General features: G+C 41.2%; 19 protein-coding genes and 1 riboswitch. Of the genes, 1 reads left to right on the forward strand and 18 read right to left on the reverse strand.

All coding sequences use genetic code 11. The annotated features are described in order from the left end of the window. Positions 1 to 78 precede the first annotated feature (78 nt). The 8 genes from LXL81_RS01260 to thiS form a co-directional block, all read right to left on the reverse strand. Positions 79 to 885 (reverse strand): helix-turn-helix domain-containing protein, encoded by an 807-nt coding sequence (locus tag LXL81_RS01260; RefSeq protein WP_234644887.1) that lies wholly within the window; start codon positions 883 to 885, stop codon positions 79 to 81. Positions 886 to 900: 15 nt separating this feature from the next. Continuing rightward, positions 901 to 1,950: a HesA/MoeB/ThiF family protein gene (moeB, locus tag LXL81_RS01265; RefSeq protein WP_234644888.1), complete on the reverse strand. Its 1,050-nt coding sequence runs from the start codon at positions 1,948 to 1,950 to the stop codon at positions 901 to 903. A 127-nt stretch (positions 1,951 to 2,077) separates the two neighbouring features. After that, entirely contained in the window at positions 2,078 to 3,190 is a 1,113-nt protein-coding gene (gene thiH, locus LXL81_RS01270) for a 2-iminoacetate synthase ThiH (protein WP_234644889.1), read from the reverse strand. Continuing rightward, the gene (locus LXL81_RS01275; protein WP_234644890.1) at positions 3,183 to 3,947 is read right to left on the reverse strand and encodes a thiazole synthase; all 765 of its coding nucleotides are present in this window, start codon (positions 3,945 to 3,947) and stop codon (positions 3,183 to 3,185) included. The genes thiH and LXL81_RS01275 overlap by 8 nt, the downstream gene beginning before the upstream one ends. Beyond that, a complete protein-coding gene (locus tag LXL81_RS01280) occupies positions 3,941 to 4,564 on the reverse strand; it encodes a thiamine phosphate synthase (RefSeq protein ID WP_234644891.1) in 624 nt (207 codons plus the stop codon). The genes LXL81_RS01275 and LXL81_RS01280 overlap by 7 nt, the downstream gene beginning before the upstream one ends. A gap of 481 nt (positions 4,565 to 5,045) precedes the next feature. Continuing rightward, complete coding sequence (locus LXL81_RS01285) at positions 5,046 to 5,678, reverse strand: thiamine phosphate synthase (protein WP_234644892.1); 633 nt, start codon at positions 5,676 to 5,678, stop codon at positions 5,046 to 5,048. Then, complete coding sequence (gene thiC / locus LXL81_RS01290) at positions 5,678 to 7,561, reverse strand: phosphomethylpyrimidine synthase ThiC (RefSeq protein ID WP_234644893.1); 1,884 nt, start codon at positions 7,559 to 7,561, stop codon at positions 5,678 to 5,680. Before thiC ends, LXL81_RS01285 begins: the two co-directional genes overlap by 1 nt. 86 nt (positions 7,562 to 7,647) lie before the next feature. Then, positions 7,648 to 7,851, reverse strand: coding sequence for a sulfur carrier protein ThiS (gene thiS, locus LXL81_RS01295; protein WP_234644894.1), 204 nt, complete (start codon positions 7,849 to 7,851; stop codon positions 7,648 to 7,650). Positions 7,852 to 7,918: 67 nt separating this feature from the next. After that, positions 7,919 to 8,014, reverse strand: a riboswitch (TPP riboswitch). Between the two features lie 141 nt (positions 8,015 to 8,155). Between thiS and LXL81_RS01300 the strand changes: the two genes are divergently transcribed. Then, the gene (locus LXL81_RS01300) at positions 8,156 to 8,659 is read left to right on the forward strand and encodes a GNAT family N-acetyltransferase (protein ID WP_234644895.1); all 504 of its coding nucleotides are present in this window, start codon (positions 8,156 to 8,158) and stop codon (positions 8,657 to 8,659) included. Positions 8,660 to 8,903: 244 nt separating this feature from the next. Here the strand turns inward: LXL81_RS01300 and LXL81_RS01305 are convergent, their stop codons facing one another. From LXL81_RS01305 to LXL81_RS01350, 10 genes are all read right to left on the reverse strand, one after another. Continuing rightward, positions 8,904 to 10,010, reverse strand: coding sequence for a bile acid:sodium symporter family protein (locus tag LXL81_RS01305; RefSeq protein ID WP_234644896.1), 1,107 nt, complete (start codon positions 10,008 to 10,010; stop codon positions 8,904 to 8,906). An 88-nt stretch (positions 10,011 to 10,098) separates the two neighbouring features. After that, the gene (locus tag LXL81_RS01310) at positions 10,099 to 11,028 is read right to left on the reverse strand and encodes an RraA family protein (RefSeq protein WP_234644897.1); all 930 of its coding nucleotides are present in this window, start codon (positions 11,026 to 11,028) and stop codon (positions 10,099 to 10,101) included. A gap of 125 nt (positions 11,029 to 11,153) precedes the next feature. Continuing rightward, positions 11,154 to 12,431, reverse strand: coding sequence for an amidohydrolase/deacetylase family metallohydrolase (locus LXL81_RS01315; protein WP_234644898.1), 1,278 nt, complete (start codon positions 12,429 to 12,431; stop codon positions 11,154 to 11,156). Between the two features lie 299 nt (positions 12,432 to 12,730). Beyond that, positions 12,731 to 13,195: a RidA family protein gene (locus tag LXL81_RS01320; RefSeq protein ID WP_234644899.1), complete on the reverse strand. Its 465-nt coding sequence runs from the start codon at positions 13,193 to 13,195 to the stop codon at positions 12,731 to 12,733. Between the two features lie 42 nt (positions 13,196 to 13,237). Further along, positions 13,238 to 14,803: a SusD/RagB family nutrient-binding outer membrane lipoprotein gene (locus LXL81_RS01325; protein WP_234644900.1), complete on the reverse strand. Its 1,566-nt coding sequence runs from the start codon at positions 14,801 to 14,803 to the stop codon at positions 13,238 to 13,240. Between the two features lie 22 nt (positions 14,804 to 14,825). Continuing rightward, the gene (locus LXL81_RS01330; protein ID WP_234644901.1) at positions 14,826 to 18,266 is read right to left on the reverse strand and encodes a SusC/RagA family TonB-linked outer membrane protein; all 3,441 of its coding nucleotides are present in this window, start codon (positions 18,264 to 18,266) and stop codon (positions 14,826 to 14,828) included. 281 nt (positions 18,267 to 18,547) lie between these two features. Further along, positions 18,548 to 19,675 carry a FecR family protein gene (locus LXL81_RS01335; RefSeq protein WP_234644902.1) on the reverse strand — a complete coding sequence of 376 codons (1,128 nt, stop codon included), beginning with the start codon at positions 19,673 to 19,675 and terminating at the stop codon, positions 18,548 to 18,550. A 142-nt stretch (positions 19,676 to 19,817) separates the two neighbouring features. After that, entirely contained in the window at positions 19,818 to 20,429 is a 612-nt protein-coding gene (locus LXL81_RS01340; protein WP_234644903.1) for an RNA polymerase sigma factor, read from the reverse strand. 221 nt (positions 20,430 to 20,650) lie between these two features. Beyond that, a complete protein-coding gene (locus tag LXL81_RS01345) occupies positions 20,651 to 21,103 on the reverse strand; it encodes a RidA family protein (protein ID WP_234644904.1) in 453 nt (150 codons plus the stop codon). A 32-nt stretch (positions 21,104 to 21,135) separates the two neighbouring features. Beyond that, entirely contained in the window at positions 21,136 to 22,617 is a 1,482-nt protein-coding gene (locus LXL81_RS01350) for a sorbosone dehydrogenase family protein (protein ID WP_234644905.1), read from the reverse strand. Positions 22,618 to 22,634 lie beyond the last annotated feature (17 nt).

Here is a 22,634-nt window from a genome sequence, read left to right on the forward strand (position 1 = left end):
ATCGTTTTTAGTTTAACGAATCAAAAATAGAAAGTGGTGAAACGACATGATTGTACAAACCCGACAGCAGCAATATTTTCAGGGGATTTGTAAGAAATTTGCAGCCAATAAATTCGGTTGATCTAAATACTGACCTGGTGTGATACCGGAAATATTTCTCATCTCACGAATTAAATGCGCCTGGTCGAAAAAACCTGCGTCGTACACCAGCCCTGTTTTTGGAATTTCTGAATTCTTACGTAGTAATTTCAAAAAATACTGCACCCGGATCATGCCGGAATATCGTTTCGGGGTAAGTCCGACATGTTCTTCAAAAGTCCGTTGTAATTTTCTCTCGCTGACTTGCAAAGTATCGGTAAGCTGCATGACCGAAAGATTTCCGTGGTACTGATGGATTAAACTTATAGCTTGAAATGGTAGCTGATTATTACGATCGTTTTCTGAAAGTTTAGTGATCAGGAAATTTTCAACCAATTGGATTTTGAAAAAAATATTTGAAAGGTTGAAAATTTGCTCAGCGAGATTTTGGGTTTCGGAAGTGTAAAATGTTTCAAGATCAAGAATCATGTTTTTCAGCTCAACCGCAGGAATTTTAAGTAAAGTGGATATTCCAAACGGGTGAAAAACTACGATTAGTAACTTTATATTACCCGTGGAAACGATATTTTGATAAGTATCCAACTGGCCGTAAACAAAGGTCGTCGGGAGAAATTCTGAAATGCTACCTCCGTTTTTCAGGTGCAAAAGCGGAGTTCCAAAATTGAAAACCATGCCAGTATTCCCATCTGAAAACAACCTCAGACCGACATTGGAAATCTGTTCATTTTCAATGATCAGAAAATGTTTTACAATATGCGCCAACGGAGGAGATGGGAGAATCTGCATGGAATCTACATTTTGCTATGCTTTTTTAACCCAAAAACTTTGTCCATCAAAACCGCTTTTTGCCAGTAATGTTGCAGCCATCCGGCTGCGTTTTCCGGTTGTACAATAAAAGACTATTGTTTTATCGGCAGGAAATAAGCTGACGTTTTCTGGTATTTCAGAAAGCGGGATATTTTTTCCACCGATGAAGTCTTCTTCAAATTCATAATTTTCCCTTACATCGATCAAATATAAATCTTCGGCTCCGGATTCGAGCTTTACTTCCAGCTCTTCAAAAAACATTTCTTCGATTTTGTTAGTAACCGGTTGTGTGGCCGGTATCTCATTTATAGTAAGTTCTTTAACTGGAAATGCAGAAGATCTGCTGAAACTGAAAATGTTATTCGTGTTACCAAGCGCATTCAAAACCAATAACTTTCCTGATAAAATCTCACCAATTTCACAGATTATTTTGATCGTTTCATTGGCCATGTAGGTGCCGATAATACCCGGCAAAATTCCGATTACACCGGCCACTTCACAATTATCACCTTCTTCGGCTTCCGGAAAAAGACAGCGGTAGGTTGGTCCGCCTTTATAATTAAAAACGGAAACCTGTCCTTCAAATCTTAAAATGGAGCCAAAAACCAGCGGTTTATTTAGCTCGACACAAATATCATTGGCAAGATAACGGGTAGGGAAATTATCGGATCCGTCGATAACCAGATCGTAATTTGAAATTATTTCAGCCGCATTCGATTCGTCCAAACGGACTGGAATAGCTTTCAGAATTACATAAGGATTCATCACAGCTAATTTCCTGACAGCTGTTTCTGCTTTCCCTTTGCCGATATCATCCGGCGAATACAAAATCTGCCGATGCAGGTTTGTAACATCAACCGTATCATCATCAACCACGCCAATTGTTCCAACTCCTGCCGCAACCAGATATTGCAAAACAGGACATCCCAAACCGCCCGCGCCGATGACAAGCACTTTCGCAGCTTTCAGTTTTTCCTGCCCGGCCATACCCATTTCAGGTAAAATAATCTGGCGGCTATATCTTTTTCTTTCTGGTATTTCCATATGTGTTTTATTACACAGAGCTACGCAGAGAAATAAAGAGAGGCACAGAGTATTCTTTTAAGAATTTCTCTGTGTAGCTCCTTTTAGCTCTGTGGCCCTCTGTGAAACCTACAAATCTCTGTGTCACCTATGACAAAACTTGATCCCAATCTTTCCAGACAGGCTCATATCCCTTTGATCTGATCATCTCCGCAATGACTTCCGGACTTCGTTCGTCTGAAATCTCAAACTGTTCCAAAGATTCAGGTTCGACAGCATATCCTCCCGGATTTGTTTTGGAACCTGCGCTGATGGAAGTTATCCCAAGCCGCACGCAATGATCTCTGAATTTTTCAGATTCGCGCGTCGACAAAGAAATTTCAACTTCTTCATTAAACAAACGATAGGCACAAATGAGTTGCACCAGTTCGCGGTCATTCATTTCTACTTTTGGTTCAAGGCCGCCGGAAAACGGGCGAAGTCTCGGAAATGACAGACTATAACGTGTTTGCCAATATGTTTTTTCCAGATAATTCAGGTGTAATGCTGTGAAAAAACTGTCCGTTCGCCAATCTTCAAGTCCAATTAAAACGCCTAAACCCATTTTATGAATTCCTGCCCGACCTAATCTGTCCGGAGTTTCCAAACGGTAATTAAAGTTAGATTTTTTTCCTTTGGGATGATGCTTTTTGTAATCTTCTTTGTGGTAAGTTTCCTGATAAATAAGGACCGAAGTTAATCCCAGCGGAATGAGCTCAACATATTCCTCAGTATCCAAAGGTTGCACCTCCATCGAAACCTGCGCAAAATACGGGTGAATTAATTTCAAAACTTTTTTGAAATATTCTGTGTGAACGGTTTGATTAGCTTCGCCTGTAACCAAAAGTACATGATCATATCCAAGGCTTTTGATCACTTTTACTTCCCGTAAGATTTCCTCTTCGGTCAGCGTTTTTCGGCGCACTTTATTATCCAGACTAAACCCACAATAGGTGCAGATATTGGTGCATTCATTGGAAAGATACAATGGAATATATAATTGAATTGTTTTTCCAAAACGTTTTTGAGTTAACCTTTGGCTTAGCTGCGCCATAGGTTCCAGGTAAGCTGCGGCGGCAGGAGAAATAAGGGCTTTAAAATCTTCCAGCGTCCTTTTGGAATTATGTATAGCATTCTCCACGTCATTTTTGGTTTTGGAATAAATGCTTTCCTTAACATCCTCCCAGCTGTATGTTTCAAATAAATCTTTAAAACTATTCATCTAAAAAAGCGGTTAACGGACTGCTTGCGATGGCAAAGTTTCCTTGTTTTGCTAACCTTGCGTGGTAAGCCATTCTTCCGGCTTCGACTGCCATCTTAAAAGCAATTGCCATTTGTACAGGATTTCCGGCAACGGCAATCGCAGTATTAACAAGAACGGCATCAGCACCGATTTCCATGGCCTTTGCGGCATCAGAAGGTGAGCCAATTCCGGCATCCACAATCACGGGAACGTTGCTTTGTTCAATAATAATTTCCAGAAAATCAATGGTCTTTAAACCTTTATTACTCCCGATTGGCGAGCCTAGCGGCATCACTGCGGAAGCTCCCGCATTTTCCAGGCGTTTGCATAAAACAGGATCGGCGTGGATATAGGGCAGGATGATAAAGCCAAGTTTTGCCAGTTCTTCTGTTGCCAGTAAGGTTTCAATCGGGTCGGGCATCAGGTATTTAGGGTCCGGATGAATTTCCAGTTTGAGCCAGTTTGTTTCCAAAGCTTCTCTTGCCAATTGCGCGGCAAAAACCGCTTCTTTTGCCGTTCTTACACCGGAAGTGTTTGGCAGCAGGTTTATTTTCGGATGGTTCAGATGCAAAAGGATATCATCATCCTGACTGTCCATATTGACCCTTCGCAACGCAACTGTAACAAGTTCGGAGCCGGATGCCACCAAAGCTTCTTCCATTAATTTTGACGAACTGAATTTTCCGGTACCGGTAAACAGGCGGGAACAGAATTCTTTGTCAGCTATTTTTAACATAATACTTTATTGATTTTGTAAACCAGATTTTTGGGATTTTCTGCGTTGATAATAGAGCCTGAAACAGCAACGCCATACATACCTGTTTCCAGAATTTGTGAAATATCTTCCTGTCCAATACCGCCGATTGCAATAAGTGGAATTGTATGTTTCAGTTTTTTAAGCGACTCTGCTATGTTCAGATAGCCTTCCAAGCCTAAAATTGGACTCAGATTTTGTTTGGTTGATGTAAACCGGAAAGGGCCCAGGCCAACGTAATCTGAGCCTTCTTTTATTCTATCCAAAATATTTTCGAGCGTATTGGCTGTTCCTCCGATGACCGTTTCGTTGCCTAAAATTTTTCTGGCTGAGGAAATCGGCATATCATTTAAACCAAGATGCAAACCATAGGCACCAACTTCTCTGGCAATAAACGGGAAGTCATTGATGATGAGTTTTGCCTGGTAATTATCACAAACGGTTTTGACTTTTTCTGCCAGTTTTAACACATCTTCAAAAGATTGGTTTTTTACTCGAAGCTGTATCCAACCGCAACCTGCGTCGAGCGCGATTTGGATACTGTCGAGGTGTGTCAGGTCTTTTGTTTGGTTTGATATGAATTGTAGTTTATCGATCATTTTATTTCTCTTTTGCTTCATGTACCTATCTCATATACCCTAAAACACCAGGGTATAAACCCCGGGCTAAGATATGTGACCCCGTTAGGGTCGTGGACGTGACGAACATTTAGGCCGTGATTGTTTTTTGCTTCATGTACCTACCTCATCCATCCCAAAACCCCGGGGTATAAACCCTGGGCTAAGATATGTGACCCCGTTAGGGTCATGGACGTGACGAACATTTACGCCGTGATTGTTTTTTGCTTCATGTACCTATCTCATACACCCTAAAACCCCAGGGTATAAACCCCGGGCTAAGATATGTGACCCCGTTAGGGTCATGGAACGAACGAACATTTAGACAATAATTAGGTTATGATTGTCCAAATGTTGGGGGTGCCCCAAAGCCCAACGGGCTTACATATTTTAGCACCGGGCATCGCCCGGTGGTGGCGTGATGTTCGTGTGATGCCGGTGTGTTTGTTTATATGGTAAATAATTATTCGTGGTAATTTTTACATTTCATGTTGATGAAATTCACCATCTCCCGTAATTTCCTAAAATTGGAAATTGCATTTTCCGGCTTCTCCCATAACGTTCCTAAAACAGCGGCACCGTCGAAATTCATCTTTCCTATTTGTTGAAGATTTTGTATATTAACTCCGCCCAATCCAATCATTGGTATTTTCTTAATATCCGGCTCAATAAAAAAATCATGACTCAAAACACCCTGATAACCTGATTTTGAAATACTGTTAAATACCGGCCCGAAAAATGTATAACTGAAATGCTCCGACAGATTACTTATTTCAGATAAATCATGGATCGAAGTGCTCAGTAGAAAATCATCTGACAGTAGTTTTTCCAGACTTTCCTGCGAAGCTAGTTTCCTTTCTTTTTCAGGAAAATGAAGTCTTTTAATTCCGAATTCCCCTGCCAGTTTATGATACTGGTGAATTGAAATTCTATCACGAAATTCAGGTTTGATGTTACTTAGCAAATTTCTAAAATCGTCTTCTTCGCTTTCCGGTTTTCTGATATGTAAACACACCAATCCTTCCCTGAAAAGACTGTTTATTATTTCAGCCTCGTCAGGGAAAAATTTAGGATTGGATATGGCTAATAGTTTCATTATAAATAGATTTCACTGCCCTTGTTTGCAAATTCTCTTGCTTTTTCCTGCATACCTTCTTCCAGTACAACCTCCTCCATCAAGCCATTTTCTTCGGCATAATCACGAACATCCTGGGTAATTTTCATAGAGCAGAAGTTTGGTCCGCACATGGAACAGAAGTGAGCGATTTTTGCACCTTCGGCTGGTAAAGTTTCATCGTGAAATTCTTTTGCCGTATCCGGATCGAGCGAAAGATTAAACTGATCTTCCCAGCGAAATTCAAAGCGCGCTTTGCTTAAAGCGTTATCACGGTATTGTGCGCCCGGATGTCCTTTTGCCAGATCGGCAGCGTGGGCGGCGATTTTATAAGTAATCACACCGTCTTTTACATCCTTTTTGTTTGGCAACCCCAAATGCTCTTTGGGTGTAACATAACAAAGCATCGCCGTTCCAAACCAGCCGATCATGGCCGCGCCGATGGCTGAGGTAATATGGTCATATCCGGGAGCGATATCTGTGGTCAACGGGCCCAACGTATAAAAAGGAGCTTCCTGACAATGCTCCAGTTGTTTTTCCATATTCTCCTTAATCAAATGCATCGGCACGTGACCGGGACCTTCGATGATAGTTTGCACATCATGTTTCCAGGCAATTTTTGTCAGTTCACCCAACGTTTCCAGTTCTGAAAATTGCGCTGCGTCATTGGCATCTGAAATACATCCCGGACGTAATCCGTCGCCCAACGAAAATGCTACATCATAGGCTTTCATGATCTCGCAGATTTCTTCAAAATGCGTGTAAAGGAAATTTTCCTTGTGATGGGCCAGACACCATTTTGCCATAATCGATCCGCCGCGGGAAACAATTCCGGTGAGGCGTTTGGCCGTTAATGGAATATATCTCAATAAAACACCTGCGTGGATTGTAAAATAATCCACGCCTTGTTCAGCCTGTTCAATCAGCGTATCTCTGAACAATTCCCAGGTCAGATCTTCGGCTTTTCCATTTACCTTTTCCAATGCCTGATAAATTGGAACGGTACCAATCGGGACGGGAGAATTACGGATAATCCACTCACGTGTTTCATGAATATTCTTTCCGGTTGAAAGATCCATAATCGTATCAGCACCCCAGCGACAAGCCCAAACGGCCTTTTCCACTTCTTCCTCAATACTTGACGAAACAGCGGAATTGCCAATATTGGCGTTGATTTTGACGAGGAAATTCCGGCCAATGATCATCGGTTCACTTTCCGGATGGTTGATATTAACTGGAATTACCGCTCTTCCGGCTGCAACTTCTGAGCGCACAAATTCCGGTGTGATGAAATTTTTAGGCGTGTTTGCTCCAAAACTATGTCCGGCGTGTTGATGACAAAGTGTATTGGTTTTGCCGTTTATTTCTTTGATCTGTTCCTCAATCCGCTGGTTTTCACGAATGGCGATATATTCCATTTCAGCCGTGATAATGCCTTTTTTTGCATAATGCAATTGAGAGACATTTTGTCCGGCCTTTGCACGGAGCGGTTTGCTGATATGGGCGAATCTTAACGAATCCAGACTGCTGTCATTTTTTCTTTTTATGCCATATTCAGAAGTAATAGAATCCAGTAGTTCTACATCACCACGGTTCATAATCCAGGAAGTTCGCAGCGGTTCCAGTCCTTTTTTTACATCAATTTCAATATTGGGATCAGTGAATGGACCGCTGGTATCATACACGGTAACCGACGGATTTTTTTCAGTCAAACCCGCTTTTCCATGCACTTTGGTATCAGTCAGCGCAATTTCGCGCATGGCTACGGAGATATCATGCAGCTGCCCTTTGACATAAATCTTTGTCGATTTTGGAAAAGGAGTACGGGTAATTACTTCTGTATTTGGTGTTTTTTCAATTTTCATGGGTAGTGGCTTTTGGCTATTAGCGGTTGGCTGTTAGCTGTATGGATTATAGAAATATTCTGGAAAGGGATAGTCCGGGGGATTCTTTATCCGCCCTGAGTAGCTTTGATCAGGGTGATTTTATCTTCGGGATTGAGGACATGGACTGGCCATTCCCTTTTTGGTATGATGGCCTGGTTGATCGCGATGGCAATTCCTTTTCTGGAATCTGCGAACAAAAAGGACAAAAGCTCTTCAACCGAAAAGTGTTCGGGAATTTCTGTACGTTGTTGATTAATGCTGATTTCCATTCTGAATAATGTTTTATGAGAAAAACTTCAGGAATGGACCTTGCGAAAGATTCATTAAGATACAATAGCAGTATCTCTTACTTTTCCCTATCGGCAGTACTAACTGCATCAGGTTCAAAGGGTATTATCTCAGTCCGCATACGGGACACCCCCAAAGTTTCCGTAAAGCTATTGGAAAAATCGGAGTTTCAAAAAAATAATATTTAAACCTGTTTTTTGAAGATTGTGAAACTGTGGAAGTTTTGGTAATTATGAAGTAACTTTGAATTTGTCATATTAACACCTCAAAAAGAATCTGCTTTTAATGGATCTTATTATCAGAAATGCTGCTCCGAAGGACTTGCCGGCTATATTGGAAATTGTTAATCAAGCTATTTTAGAAACCACTGCCATTTATGATTATGAGATCAGAACCTTGGAAGAACAGACTGCATGGTTTAATAAAATGATAGAAGATGGTATGCCGGTGATCGTAGCGGAATTTGAAAAGGAGGTGATCGGTTATGGGTCTTATAATATTTTCCGTCCAAAAATTGGTTACAAATTCAGCGTTGAACACTCTATTTATTTGAATGACAAATCACGTGGAATCGGGGTAGGAGGCAGGTTATTGGGAAGTTTGATACAGCGCGCAAAAGAATCAGGTTTGCATACGATGATTGCAGGGATTGATGCAACAAATCGTGGCAGTATCAAATTTCACGAAAAATATGGATTTGTTGAAAAAGGGTATTTGAGAGAGGTAGGTTATAAATTTGATCAATGGCTAGATTTGGTTTTTATGCAATTGATCCTGAAAGAAGATTAATTGAATGAGCCCTGAAAGGGCGTTATATCTTAGAATCGGGCACCGCCCGATTGATGCGGGATGTGGGCATTCTACAATTGCGTATTTCGAATTCCAAATTCACAATTCAAAATCGCGAATTCCGACCTCAAATCCATTCGATCATTCCGCCAATCGCCCATTCCGCCATTCCGCCATTCCAATAGGGCGTTGCCCTATCCTAAATTATGACGCCCTTTCAGGGCTAAAAAGGGCGTCATATTAATCAATGGGCTCTCCCGGTTTCCACATAAGTTTCCTCATCACCCGTCGGTTTTCTATGCCAATATGAAGCGAGGATAGATCCGGTAATATTCATCAAAGGCCCGAAGACGGCCGGTGCCAAACCCACAGTTGCCATTTTTCCCATTTCTTTTGCGATACCTGATGCCAGACCACCATTTTGCATGCCTACTTCAATGGCAATGGTGCGGCAATCGCGCTCGCTCATTTTGAATAGCTTTCCTGAAAAATAACCGAGTGTATATCCTAAAAGATTGTGTATCAACACTAAGCCTATCAAAGCTGGTCCGATTGTCAAAAGACTATCTCTTCCTGCTGCCGTGATGATTACAATAATAAATGCAATTCCAGACATAGATACCAGCGGCATGGCATCATCCAGCCATTTAGCTTTCCCACTGAATAATTTATTGAAAATCAAACCTGCGCCGATCGGAAGAATAACCATTTTAACGATATCCCACATCATACGCAGCATATCAATTTCAACAAATGCACCGGCATATAACTTCATCAGCATCGGTGTCATCAGCGGTGCCAGCATGGTTGAAATAGCGGTAATTGTGATTGATAATGCGAGATTTGCTTTTGCCAGATATGAAATTACGTTGGACGCCATACCATTTGGCGAACAACCAATCAGGATAATACCAGCTGCAATTTCAGCAGGAAAACCACTGACGCTTGCAAGGGTAAAACCCAAAAGCGGCATGATCAAAAAGTGACTAGTTACCCCGATAAAAACCCCTCGCGGCATTTTTACAACACCGACAAAATCCTCAAAACTCATCGAAGTTCCCATGCCGAACATGATGATCTGGATTAATGGTGTAATTAAAACAGCAAATTTGAAACCATCATATTGCTGAAAATATTGTGGATAATACAATGCCGTTGTAACAGCAGCGAAAATGATTGTAGTATAAGTAAATCCTTTTAACGTTTCCGATCCCCGGAAACTAATGGCGAGTGCTATGAAAAAGCCGATAAAAAAAGGACCTGCCTGCGACAGGTTTCCAGTTACTGTGAGATAAATTGCTACGACCAGACATAAGACAGCAATACCAGATAGGAGCTTGTAAATATTCATAAACTTATTTTAATTATGCAATTCAGGAATAGGTGCATTTGTGGAGAAAAGCAGGGAATACATTTTTCTTACTTTTCAGGAAGTGTAATTACCAGGTTCTTTTCTTCATGTATTCGTCCAGGTCTGAACGCTTCATAGGAATTTCCTTAGGATTTTTGTCCAGCCATTTCATGAAATCCTCTTTCAGTTTGTCTGACCATTGGCTATCAATTTGCCCTGGCGTATACTTTCCTTCTTTCAGCATCTGAATTCCGAATTTGTCGCGGATAGCAATAAATTCAGCGGTCAAAACGACTTTTTCGACCAAATGGGCAGGGATGAAGATGATACCTTCTCTTTTGGCAAGAACAAGATCACCTGGTAAGACAATGGCTCTCCCAATGCGTATCGGCGTATTAAGTCCCATCAAAACCACATCTTTCAAATAAGACGGGTCCCAATCGCGGACGAAAGCGTTAAAACCTTCAATTTTTGATAAACCTTCCAGATCTCTGGCAGAGGCATCAAAAACAACGCCGTTTCCCGATTTGGCGAAAATTGAATTTCCAAGGTTATCCCCGATCAATGTGCCCTGAGCGATTTTGCCAAAACCATCAGCAACATATACGTCACCTTTTGAAAGCTGATCGATTGGCCATGAATTGGTATTGCCAATACGGCCATTTTTTGCACCTCGTTCTTTTATATTTTTTTCAATATCCGGGCGGGAAGGCATGAATTGCGCGGTAAGCGCGCGACCGGCAATGGTAACATCCTGATGGATCATTTTCCAGTTAGCATCAAACTGGGAATTATAACCTTCATTTTGGAGAACAACCCAGGCTTCCTCTATGGCAATTTCTTTTGCCCTGCGAATCATGTCGTCCGACACTTTTGGCCTTCCGTCCGGAAAACGTTCGCCTTTCCATTCAGAAGTCAGAAAGGTTAATTCTTCCCTGGAAATGGTTTGCGCGTGAAGAGAATTATAAAAATTAAAACTTAAAAATAATGCTGCGGCAACAATGGATTTAATTTTCATTTCAATTGGATTGCAAATTTTGAAGGGCCGGCAAGATAAAATTTGGATTATATTCTGGCACGAATTGTATCAGATTATAACCCAAAAGAGAAAAGACCGGTTATCCCGAATTTTACTAGATTATATTATTTTTTTGAAGCGACAACCATCGGAGTTGTGATTCCATTCAGGTCATAAACAATCTTTCCGGCACGGATGGTCAGTTCACATTCCAGCTTTTCCTTGCCTGTGATTTTTGTTCCGGTATAATCAAAAAAGCCAAAAACACCGGTATCATTCATGCTGAAATTTCCTTTCAATACCCGTAAAACCGCTACATCAGCAAGTCCGCCAACGGTTAAACTTCCAAGTTTTTCTCTGTGGATTGCCTGTGCCGGAGCCCAGGTACTTGCCTTGATAACACTTTGCAGGTCCATGCCCATGGCCAGGAATTTTGACATGACATTCAGCATATCTTTCATCGCCGCATTCATGCTTCCCGTATGTATATCGGTGCTGATCGTGTTTGGATAAAATCCACTTTTAACAGCAGGGATTGCCTGAGAAAATGCAAAGCTGATTCCTCCATAACCCACATCAAATAAAATTCCTTTTTTACGGGCGTCGTAAACAAATGGCTTAATCTTTCCGGTTTTTACATCCAGAATCGGCTCGCGGCTGGCCAGTTGTCCGAAACAATGTGTAAAAATATCACCCGGACGAAGATGTTGCATAAATAATTCTTCGATGGAAAGTACAGGTGTACTTCCGCCAAAATCGATCATCACAGGAATATTGGCCAGTTTGCCGGCTTCCACAGCTTTGTCGGTCGGCGTCCAGTCATGACCGTTATAATGGGCCAGTTTTACACCCACAACATAATCAGGATTTTCTTTGGCTACGCGCGCCGTGTTAACCGGATCCATATCAGCAATATTCTGTTCATAAGTTCCGCCACGCATACCTTCTCCTACAATATTCAGAAAAGATAAAACACGGGTTTTTGAAATATCGATGGTTTGTCTTTTGAAATCCGGGAAAGATTTCCAGCCTGCGCAACCAGCATCCACAACCGTTGTCACACCCGTACGAAAAGTAAATCCATCCGGTGCCAAAGCGTTAGGTCCGTTGCTGTAAGTCTGATCCATTTTGGTGCCGTAGAAATTATGCGAGTGCATGTCAATTAATCCGGGAGTAACATACATTCCTTTGGCATCCACAACCTGTACGGCAAGTTTTGGATCAATGTTTTTGGCTACACTTTTTACCGTATCCCCATTCAAGGCAACATCCATAATACCATTGATGTTGTTTTTCGGGTCAATCACATGGCCGCCTTTTATGACGATCGTGTATTTTTGAGCATTGGCGGAAATGCTGCAACAGGCCATTAAAAGGCCCATGGAAAGAATAATTTTTTTCATTTTTAAGGTTTAGGAATTAAGTATCAAATTTACTGTTTTGTTACCGTTATCAAAGAGCGTGCGGTTACATTAAATGTTAATATTTTATCAGTTTGAAATCTGCTGAATAGGGATTGATAATCATTAACCAGGATACTTTTAATTGATTGAAGTGAGGTGTTTTGAACGGGTTGGTTTAGATACTTATCGTTTAATCAATTGATAAGTGAAGAAATGATTAAGGGAATAGGAATGTGTAAACAGAAAAAATATCACTGAGAAAAATCCGAAGACCATCTCAGTGATACTTTACTTTTCAGCTAGATATAGGCGATGCAATCTATTTCAACAAGTGAGTTTCCGGGAACGCCGCCATAAACGGCTACGGTTGTTCGCACGGGTGGTTTATCGCCAAATCTGCCTTTGTAAGCTTCGTTCATGGCTTTGTAATCATTCAGATCATGAAGCAAAACGCTTACTTTTAATACTTTTTGCATAGAAGAACCTGCGCCAATCAATTCTTTTTCAACCTCATCCAGAACATGTTTTGCGGGAGCCGTAATGTCGCCTTCAAAATGGGCGCCTTTGCCTGCTATAAAAACAAGATTGTTGAATTTTGTATGCCCTGAAAACAGCGGTATATCCTGGTGGTTCACAACATTTCCGGCTTCCTTTTCAGGTACAGCTTCCAATGCTTTCGCTTCTGAAGAAGAAAGGCCAAGTCCTGTTACACCGGCCGCCGGGGTAAATAATTTTTTGAGGATTGATCTGCGTTCTGTTTGCATACGGCTATTATTGGCTGAGGAAAAATTGAAATTGCGGCTTTTTTATTTATCCCACCAAACAACGCTGGAAAGATTGTTTGTGCCACCTTGTCTGGTTCTTGCTTCTATGAAATTTGTTTCATTATAAAGTCCTTCTGAATCCGGAATCTGGAATCTGGTCGGGATTTTTCCACCGGTAAGGTTACCCGGATAATTTGTCGGCGTCAGTTTTGGATATCCTGTCCGTCTCCAGTTAGAGAAAATTTCGTACTCGTCTTCCAAAAATAGCGCTACCCATTTCTGCGTGCTGATCTGCTCGATTTGTTCTTCAACAGAACCGGATGTTTTGTAAGGATTGGCAGTCAGGTAAGCATTGATTCTTGCGTCAGAAATATTTCCTGCACTTCCGAACAGAGCCCATTGTTTCATACCCGAAGTTACCGCGCTGTTGTATTCAGCTTGGGCCGTTGCACCAGTATACCATCCTCTAACCGCCGCTTCTGCTAAAAGCAAGTGAGCTTCTGCGCTTGTGAAAACCAGTAATGGTGCGCTGTATTTCAAAATCGTGTTCGGATTTGGCTCAGAGTAAGAATTGAAATCCGCTGGCAAGCTGTTGAAGGCTGCGTTTTGCATACCTTTTTGAAGAGCTGTCGTAGTATCTGCGGTGAAAGTTTTGCCATCTGCTGATGGTACCCAAACAATTGAGATCACATTCAAACGAGGATCTTTTGTTGTCTTCAACTGATCGATCAAGGTTTTTGAAAACTTACCTCCTTCAACATTATCACCACCCGGCGTTACATAGTCTGTACCCATCAAACCACTTGCAATGAAATTTCTGCTGGCAGTTACAGATCCGTCAACATATCCGATCGTTGCGATATCAGCATCACTGGTGATCACTCCACCTGCTATGGCTTTCTGAACCCATGTTTTAGCCAATGCTGCATCTACTTGCGTCAGGCGCATTCCCAGACGAAGCATCAAAGAATATCCGAATTTTTTCCATTTTGTGACATCACCTCCATAAATCAGATCAGCAGTTCCGAATGTGGCCTGAGCAGGATCAAATGCAGCAATGGCCTGTTCAAGTTCTTTCAGCATATCTGCATAAATTGCAGACTGCGTATCATATACAGGACTATAATTTTTATCCGTAAGTGCCTTTCCAGCCTGGCTGTAAGGAATATCGCCGTACAAATCTGTCAGTCTGTGATACATGTATGCTTTCCAGATACGTGCAACTGAAAGTTTGTTCACATCAGCAGGAGCTGTATTGACAGCGCTTATCACTTGTTCAATATCAATAACAGAACCTTGTGTGGTCATGTCCGTTCCGCCATACATTCCCCAGCTTCCTGTTGAATACGTATAGTTGAAATACTTATCTCCCGCAGCCGGTACTTCTTTGTATGTAGCAAAATGCTGCATCGAACCACCGATTGTCAGATACGCGGCACCGGTAAAGTTATTGGCTACTGTTGAAAGCTGAGCTCTTGTGAAAAGGAAACCCGGTACAACGGCTGTCGATGCGTTTGGATTCACGTTCATTTCTTCAAACCCATTGTCACAAGCGGCAAAGAGCAGGGCCATTGGGGCCAGATATAGTAATCTTAAAAACTTTTTCATATTCACTAAAATATTTTAATGATTAAAATTTCACCATCAGGTTTACGCCCAGACTTCTTGTTCTTGGCACACCAAATGCTTCAAGACCCTGTGCGTTACCATTTGTGTAGCTTGATTCAGGATCAAAGTAGTTGTTTCTTTTGTCTTTATAAAGAAGCAAAAGGTTACGTCCTACAAGTGAAACCGAAGCGGATTGCAGTTTCAAAAATGACATTTTGTTAACCGGCAGATTGTAGCTGAAAATAACCTGACGAAGTTTGATAAAGTCATTATTGAAAGTGAACATCGATGTGTAGTTCTTGTCGTTATCGTAATAAGTATCGATGTCAGCTTTCGCCCAGGTTTTCGAGAATGGAGCTCCTTCGGGAGTTACACCTGTTACTGTTAAACCATTGTCACGACCAGGCAGTGTTTCTTTTGGCAGACCGAAACGGTAGGCATACTGGTACATGTTTGAATAAACAATGCTACCGAATTTACCATCAACAAGAATGTTCAGAGAGAAATTTTTGTATCTGAATGTGTTGGTGATACCCATGGTCAGCGGAGGAATACCTCTTCCCAGTTTTTCAAGGTCACCTCTTACTGCATAACCGCTGGCTGTATTGAAAACAACATTTCCGCTGGCGTCGGTTTTTTTCTTGTAACCCCAGACTTCACCATAAGAACCTCCAACTACGTTACGGATTGTACCGCCACCTACACCATCACCAACAGTAAGGGTTTTAAGTCCTTCTGCAAGTTTCACAACTTTGCTGTCATTGTAGGCCATATTATAACTTACGTCCCAGGAAAAGTTTGCTTTTTTAAGCGGCGTTCCTGTCAGTAAAAGTTCAACCCCCTTGTTGCTAAGTTCACCCACGTTCAAAAGAGCAGATGTATAACCTGACGAAGCTGCGATTGAGCTCTGCACAATATCATTCGTAGTCTTGCGATTGTAAAGTGTGACATCCAGTCCAATTCGGTTATTAAGGAATTTTGCTTCGATACCGGCTTCATAAGTTGTTGAAGTCAATGGTCTCAGATCCGGGTTCGGTACAAGAGACGAGTTTAGCTGCTGAACCGGACGACCGTTGTGGCCACCTTGCGCCATGCTATAACTTTGGTAGATCTGGTAAGCCGCTACGTTCGCACCACCCACTTGTGCCCATGAACCGCGTAATTTTGCGAAACTCACAACCTCAGGCAATTTGAAAGCCTCAGACAGAATCAAAGTACCACCGATAGCAGGGTAGAAGATGCTGTTGCTGGCTGTGTTCAAAACTGAGAACCAGTCCTGGCGACCAGACATGGTGATGTAAGCAAGTCCTTTATAACCTAAATCAACCGAACCGAACAACGAATTGATACCGCTTTTTGAGTATGAAGGCGTAGTGGTAGAAGTTGCAAGGTTTGTAAAACTGTAAAAATATGGAATCGTAAATTCTGTACCGTTAAACGAAGTCTGGTCATAAATGCTTCTTTGCATGTTACCACCTGCCAACGCTGAAAAGCTAAGGTTTTCAAAGAAATTAGTGTTGTAATTCAACGTAACCATACCGTTGGTTTCAGAGGAAGTGATTTTTTTCGCTTCATAAACACCAAGAGGCTGGTAAGCATTGTTTGTTGGTACTACGAATTCATAGTTGAAGTTGTAGTAATCCTGACTTACACTTGCCTTCACAAAAAGGTTGTCAAGAATGTCGTATTTTATATTTGCCTGTCCAAGAAAACGATTTTTTCTGTCTTCGTTTTTGAACTTATTGATCACCATATATGGGTTTGGAGCAGCCGGAACCGGGTTCCATTCAATTTCCTTACCTGTTGTCTGATCATATCCCGGAGCAAGGCTTCTGATATCAACTGTGTTGGCGATCAAATATGTAGCCCAGTGCGGGTTGTAATCTGCATAACCAACTTTTGGACGGTTATGGCCGTTTTCAATGTTATATTGAACAACAGTTTCAATGCTCAATTTCTTACCAAGCATTGCATTCACGTTCAGGTTGGCAATTCTTCTGTTGAAAGTTGAATTTGGGACAATGCTGTTTGAGCTTGTATTGTTCAAACCAAAACGGAAGTTTACAGTTTCGTTACCACCTGTGAAAGAAAGAGAATTGATATAGTTTGTACCGGTTCTGTAAAAGTTTTTCAGGTTGTCTTTCTGCGGAGAATAGGGGCGCATCTGGCCATCGAACTGGATCACATCCGTTCCATCCATTTTCGCTCCATATGACAAACGTCCTGAACTTTTTGCCTGTGTCTGCGTCAATGGTTTTACACCATCCACACCCTGGCCATATTCATATTGCCAGTCCGGAATAATCGAAAGATTGTCTGTTGTGAAGTTGGTATTAAATTCAACACCAATACCTTTTTGTGCTTTTCCTTTTTTTGTAGTGATCAAAATAACACCATTGGAAGCACGTGCGCCATACAAAGCCGCTGCCGGTCCGCCTTTCAAAACGCTGATCGATTCGATATCATCCGGGTTAATACCACCGATACCGTCACCACGGTCAGTATTGTTACCATTACCGTCCGAGGCGTTTCCACCACCCGGAGAGCTGTTATCCATCGGCATACCGTTGATTACATACAAAGGCTGGTTGTTTCCGCTCAAAGATCCGTTACCACGAATGATAATACGGCTGGAACCACCAGGGCCCGTTGCCATACCTGTTGCATTCACCCCGGCAATTTTACCCGTAAGTGCGTTTGCCACGTTATTTTCACGAGCCTGTGTAAACTCGCTGCCTTTCACTTCCGTCACTGCATAAGCCAGTGCTTTTTTCTCTTTGGAAATACCAAGAGCTGTAACAACCACCTCGTTAAGCGCTTTCGCTTCCGGAGCCAATTGTACAGAAATATCGCCCTTGGAGCCAACTGCCGATTCCTGTGAAGTATAACCTACAAAACTGAAAATCAGCACAGCCGAGGAAAGTTCTGAATCAGGAATATCCAGTGAATATTTCCCCTCCGCGTTTGTAGAAGTTCCGCGCTGAGATCCTTTCACAAGCACACTTACGCCTGGAAGTCCGGATCCGGTTTCGTCCGTTACCGTACCCGTAACTACTTTCTTTGGAGATTCTTTTGGTGAAGAAATTTTCAACTCCGATGCAGCCTGTTCGCGTTTTAGAATGATACGGTCCTGAACTACTTCGTAAGTAACATTATGTGGAGCCAGGATTTTCCCTAAAACCTCGGATAATGACTCATCCTGAAACTTGAAAGAACCTTTCTGATTATTGAAAATCTGCGGATTATACATGAACTTAACCTTGGTCACATTTTCAATTTTATCGAGTACTTTATCGATCTCGGTATTTGATAAACGTAAGGTTACTTTTTGGTCAAGCACCTTCTGTCCATTCACATCGGCGGAGTGGACTAAGGTAGTGAAGATCACTGCAAGTAAAGCTTGATACAGACTCATACGCATGATTTTCTGCAAAGCGTGTTGATAATGTATTGATTTTGACATAATTTTGTTTTTGTCGGGTTAATAAATTCGGCAAAATGATTCCCTTGTATCCGCGCAACGCGGAAGGTGTAATGAGCTTACAAAATGGGGATGATTGGTCGTCGGTGATGTTGGCGCATCATCGACACTTTTTTTTACAGGAGTTTGGGACAGGTTATCGTCATAGGCATTTCATTCAGATAGTTTAAATAGTATAGGTTGCTTGGTTATTCTTGTTCTGCTAATAATCTTTCTATAATATTTTTTGTGATGAGTGTAATCTGACTAATGTGTTTTATTAATTACTGATTTTCAGGAGAATATGAGCATCCTTTGCTCGAAATTATAATACTGGCATCGAGCTGTTCATGCGTGGCATTGATGGTACGGCAAATCAGATCTATTTTTTCGAACAAAGGTTCGTCCGATAATGACGCTGTGAGGTAACAGTTTTTCATAATTTCAGCATCGAAAAGAATTTTTACCCCGTAAGAATTTTCCAATGCCGTAAATACTTCTTTAATCGGTGTTCCTTTAAAATTGAAAGACTGCTTTTGAATAGGCAGGTCAAGTAGTTCAGGATCAGCGATCAGACTTCGGGTGAACCGCATATTAAGCGGTGAAAAAACAATTTGCTGATTGGGTGTAAGCACCATACCGCCCAGTTTATTATCAGCCTGCTGCGTTTCCAGATTTTCATCCGTTAAAGCAAAAACGGATACTTTTCCGGTTTTCACAACCACTTTCACATCTTTTTCATTTTCAAAAGCACTGATGATAAAACTTGTTCCTAACACTTTCGTTACCAGTCCGTTAGCATAAACAAAGAAAGGCTGATCCGGATTTTTAGCTACTTCAAAAAATGCTTCACCGTATAGAAAAACTTCGCGTTTAGATCCTGTGAAAGATCTGGGATAGCTTATGTGACTTTTAGGTTGTAAAAGCACCGAACTCCCATCCTGTAATGCTACCAGTTTTGGCTTGTCGGTATTATTAACTTCCTGTATCAGCGGTTCTTTAATCTGGCTTATGATTTCTTTGTATAACGAATTTGTTTTTTCAGCAGGCGAATTTTTATTGATAAACCACCAGCCAAATCCTATGATCATCAAAACCGAGGCTGCAACACTATACCATTCAGGGCGGAATAAGAAAACTGACCGTGAAGTTTTCGCATTTTTCTCGCCAAGCGAATAAGACAAGCGGTGAATTTCTGTGGTCACTTCTTCATCTGATACGGTATCAAAAGAATTAAATACTGCATTCAGCAAGTGGGCTGCTTTATTTATCAATTCATGCTTATCCGGATTTTCTGACAGCCATTTTTCCCAGAAAATGCTTTCTTTTTCGTCATTGGATAATTTCCAAAGTCGGAATGAAGGATCAGTGGCTAGTTCTTCTGGTTGAAAATTTCTGTAATCAGGTTGCATGGATAAAGCGTAGTAATTGCGAATTCAAATAAAGGATGCAGAAAAAGTATGTCAATACTCTTTTTTGTAAAATTAATTCTTGACTTTTTTTGAAAGAGGGAAATAAACTATTGATTGTGAAAGGAGATAAATATGGGAAACGTCAATAGATCAACATGTAAATTATTAATAACCAGTTGCTTAACAATGGAATCTGACTTTTTAGTGTGGTTATGGCTTTGAATAACAAATTTGCCACCGACTGACGGTTGACCTGCATCAGATCAGCAATTTGTTCATTTTCCAGACCTTCGTAAAATTTCAAAAAAATGGCTTCTTTCTGGCGTTTTGGAAGTTCGTTGATTGCGTTTCTTACTTTACGCTGACTTTCATGATAGTGTTCTGTTTCTTCTATTTCCGATTCAATCGTATGATTATCGGTAATTTCCTCAATCTCATCCAGATCAAGATATGGATAAATATGCTTGTTCCTGCGGAATTCCTGTAAGATCTGATTGCGCAGCGATTTTAAGAAATAAATTGTAACAAACTGAATGTTAATCGTTTGTCTTTTTTCCCAGATATGAAGCATTAATTCCTGAATGGCATCCTTGATATATTCCCGGTCGTTGGTAAAACTTGTAGCGTAGTTGAAAAGGGTCCGGTATAATTTGTCGGCAAGCTGGCAAAAAGCACCACTGTCCCCGGCTTTTGATTGCTGCCAGAGATCCAGAAGAATTTCATTTTCTAAAAGAATACGTTGCTTTTTATCCAAGAATGTAGGTGGTTGCTATTGTAAATTAACAGTCAATTTATTGAAATAAGAAATTTATGGCGCAGAAAATATTATTTCCCAAAATAATATATCGATTAATTATAGAAATTCGAAATAAGGTGAAGTTTTGAAATGTTTAAATAGGTACAACAAAGAGAGAAGTCAACTTGTGGAAAGTTGACTTCTCTGTAATTTTAAAGTGCATAAAGAAATACTGAGTACTAAATATAGGCGATACAGTCAATTTCGATTAGTGAGTCGCCAGGAATTCCCTTTACAGCTACTGTTGTGCGGACAGGAGGTTTACTTCCAAAACGACCTTTATAAACTTCGTTCATAGTTGCCCAATCTTCAATTTTGTCAAGGTAAACGTTCACCTTAAGTACTTTTTCCATAGAAGATCCGGCTTTTTTCAATTCTTTTTCGATCGAATCCAGGACGATTTTCGTGTGTGATGTTACATCACCCGGAACATGTGCTCCTATTCCGGCTATGAAAACCATGTTGTTGAATTTAGTGTGACTTGCGAATAAAGGCACATCCTGATACATTACCACCTCGCCTACTTCTTTTTCAGGCGTCGCGTCAGCAGCCTTTGCAACACTACCTAATCCTGCTACTCCTGCTATGGACGTAAATAATTTTTTGAGAATTGATCTTCTTTCCGTTTTCATGTTTAAATTAATTAAGATTTATGTTAAGGATATTATGCTTTTTTTATTTTTTTCAAAACCTTGGCATCACCGGGTAAAGTGATTTTCCAGAGTGTTCCTCCTGATTTTGTACCACCCTGTTTGCCGCCATATTCAATAATATACATCTCATTACCAATCAGAATCGCATCGGTAGGGCTGGTAAAGTTATCGACAATCCTGGTAGTCTGAACTTTATAATTGTCAGCTTTTTTGTCATAGATCAGATGCAAATGAAGTAAATCTTTTCCTTGTCTGCGCAAAGCATTCGGATTTGCTGCACCCGCTTTACCACCTCCTGCATAACGCATTACAAATCCGTCTCCCTTAAATTCTTTTGAAAGAGCTTTGTCTTTATCAAAAATGAGCGCAAGTGGAGAAGAATGGGCATTAAAAGTTCCAACCGTAACACCCGTCGTATCACCATCCATAACCAAGCCGGTTTTACGGTCGCGGTATTCATTTGCATCCGGGCCAAGGTTCTGAACGGATGGTGTGAAAGTCACACCAACTGGTCTTTTTGGAAAATCCGGATCGTTATGGAAATATTTCATCAGCCAGGCAAATGCAAACTTACTCAGGAAAGGATCAGTATCCGGGTTTGGTTGCCAGTCCGGATATTGCTGTGGATTATCAATCCCGCCCATAACCCATGGGAAACCATAATGACGCCCCTGACGAACCCAGAACATATCTTCGGGATGATCATAATCACCGGAATTAGAAACAGCGAAAAGATTGCCTTTCCCGTCATAAGCCATATCGTATGCATTACGAATACCTTCGGCAAAAATGAAACCTTGTTCTTTTAATTTATCGGTATCATCGACCAGTAACAAATCTTTGGAGTCGATCGGGAAGCGGTAAATTTTTGTTGTTAATGCTTTGTCGCGGGCATTGGGATATAGGCCGCCATTGTCCTGTACTTCACCGTGATCGGTTCTGGCTCCGGAATTTACAACGATATATTTCCCATCCGGACTAATTTCCAGGGCATTCCAGCCGTGGTCAAAAGTGGTTTTATTTGCACCATATTCAACCGTATTAAACACAACCGTCATTTCAGGTTTTTCATCATTCCGTTTCAATTCATACCGAACCATTCTTCCCTTATTCCCTTTGTTGTTATTTACATTGATATTTCCGGTAAGAAAAAGGGTGTTTTTGTGAAAAGCGGCACCCTGCAAACGGGTAATTCCATGATCCGCCGCGGTCAGTATTTTTACGCTCGTTGGCTGTCCGTCTTTTTTGACAATGTGAAAAACATCACCGTCAAAACTGGTGTAATACAAATCGCCGCTTACCGGATTTTGGATTAATCTTACGGCCTCCGGCTCAACTTTCATGTAGGCTTCCACCTTGACATCCTCACGTAACGGATGGGGCGTTTGCGTAGGCTGGTCGCGGCCTCCCTGAGCAAAATTCAAATGTGGAATGGCAAATATTCCAAAAGCTAACAAGTTTACTTTTAAAAAAGGATTCAGGATTTTTTTCATTTTTCAGGTTTAGGAAG

It is taken from the genome of Dyadobacter sp. CY356, from assembly GCF_021440195.1.
Taxonomy (GTDB): Bacteria; Bacteroidota; Bacteroidia; order Cytophagales; family Spirosomataceae; genus Dyadobacter.

Coding starts and splice junctions, on each gene's coding strand:
- LXL81_RS01315 (WP_234644898.1), bottom strand. CDS start 12,431: ATGAAAAAAATTATTCTTTCCATGGGCCTTTTAATGGCCTGTTGCAGC.
- LXL81_RS01300 (WP_234644895.1), top strand. CDS start 8,156: ATGGATCTTATTATCAGAAATGCTGCTCCGAAGGACTTGCCGGCTATA.
- LXL81_RS01325 (WP_234644900.1), bottom strand. CDS start 14,803: ATGAAAAAGTTTTTAAGATTACTATATCTGGCCCCAATGGCCCTGCTC.
- LXL81_RS01260 (WP_234644887.1), bottom strand. CDS start 885: ATGCAGATTCTCCCATCTCCTCCGTTGGCGCATATTGTAAAACATTTT.
- LXL81_RS01335 (WP_234644902.1), bottom strand. CDS start 19,675: ATGCAACCTGATTACAGAAATTTTCAACCAGAAGAACTAGCCACTGAT.
- LXL81_RS01330 (WP_234644901.1), bottom strand. CDS start 18,266: ATGTCAAAATCAATACATTATCAACACGCTTTGCAGAAAATCATGCGT.
- LXL81_RS01280 (WP_234644891.1), bottom strand. CDS start 4,564: ATGATCGATAAACTACAATTCATATCAAACCAAACAAAAGACCTGACA.
- LXL81_RS01350 (WP_234644905.1), bottom strand. CDS start 22,617: ATGAAAAAAATCCTGAATCCTTTTTTAAAAGTAAACTTGTTAGCTTTT.
- LXL81_RS01275 (WP_234644890.1), bottom strand. CDS start 3,947: ATGTTAAAAATAGCTGACAAAGAATTCTGTTCCCGCCTGTTTACCGGT.
- thiH (WP_234644889.1), bottom strand. CDS start 3,190: ATGAATAGTTTTAAAGATTTATTTGAAACATACAGCTGGGAGGATGTT.
- thiS (WP_234644894.1), bottom strand. CDS start 7,851: ATGGAAATCAGCATTAATCAACAACGTACAGAAATTCCCGAACACTTT.
- LXL81_RS01310 (WP_234644897.1), bottom strand. CDS start 11,028: ATGAAAATTAAATCCATTGTTGCCGCAGCATTATTTTTAAGTTTTAAT.
- thiC (WP_234644893.1), bottom strand. CDS start 7,561: ATGAAAATTGAAAAAACACCAAATACAGAAGTAATTACCCGTACTCCT.
- LXL81_RS01305 (WP_234644896.1), bottom strand. CDS start 10,010: ATGAATATTTACAAGCTCCTATCTGGTATTGCTGTCTTATGTCTGGTC.
- LXL81_RS01320 (WP_234644899.1), bottom strand. CDS start 13,195: ATGCAAACAGAACGCAGATCAATCCTCAAAAAATTATTTACCCCGGCG.
- moeB (WP_234644888.1), bottom strand. CDS start 1,950: ATGGAAATACCAGAAAGAAAAAGATATAGCCGCCAGATTATTTTACCT.
- LXL81_RS01345 (WP_234644904.1), bottom strand. CDS start 21,103: ATGAAAACGGAAAGAAGATCAATTCTCAAAAAATTATTTACGTCCATA.
- LXL81_RS01285 (WP_234644892.1), bottom strand. CDS start 5,678: ATGAAACTATTAGCCATATCCAATCCTAAATTTTTCCCTGACGAGGCT.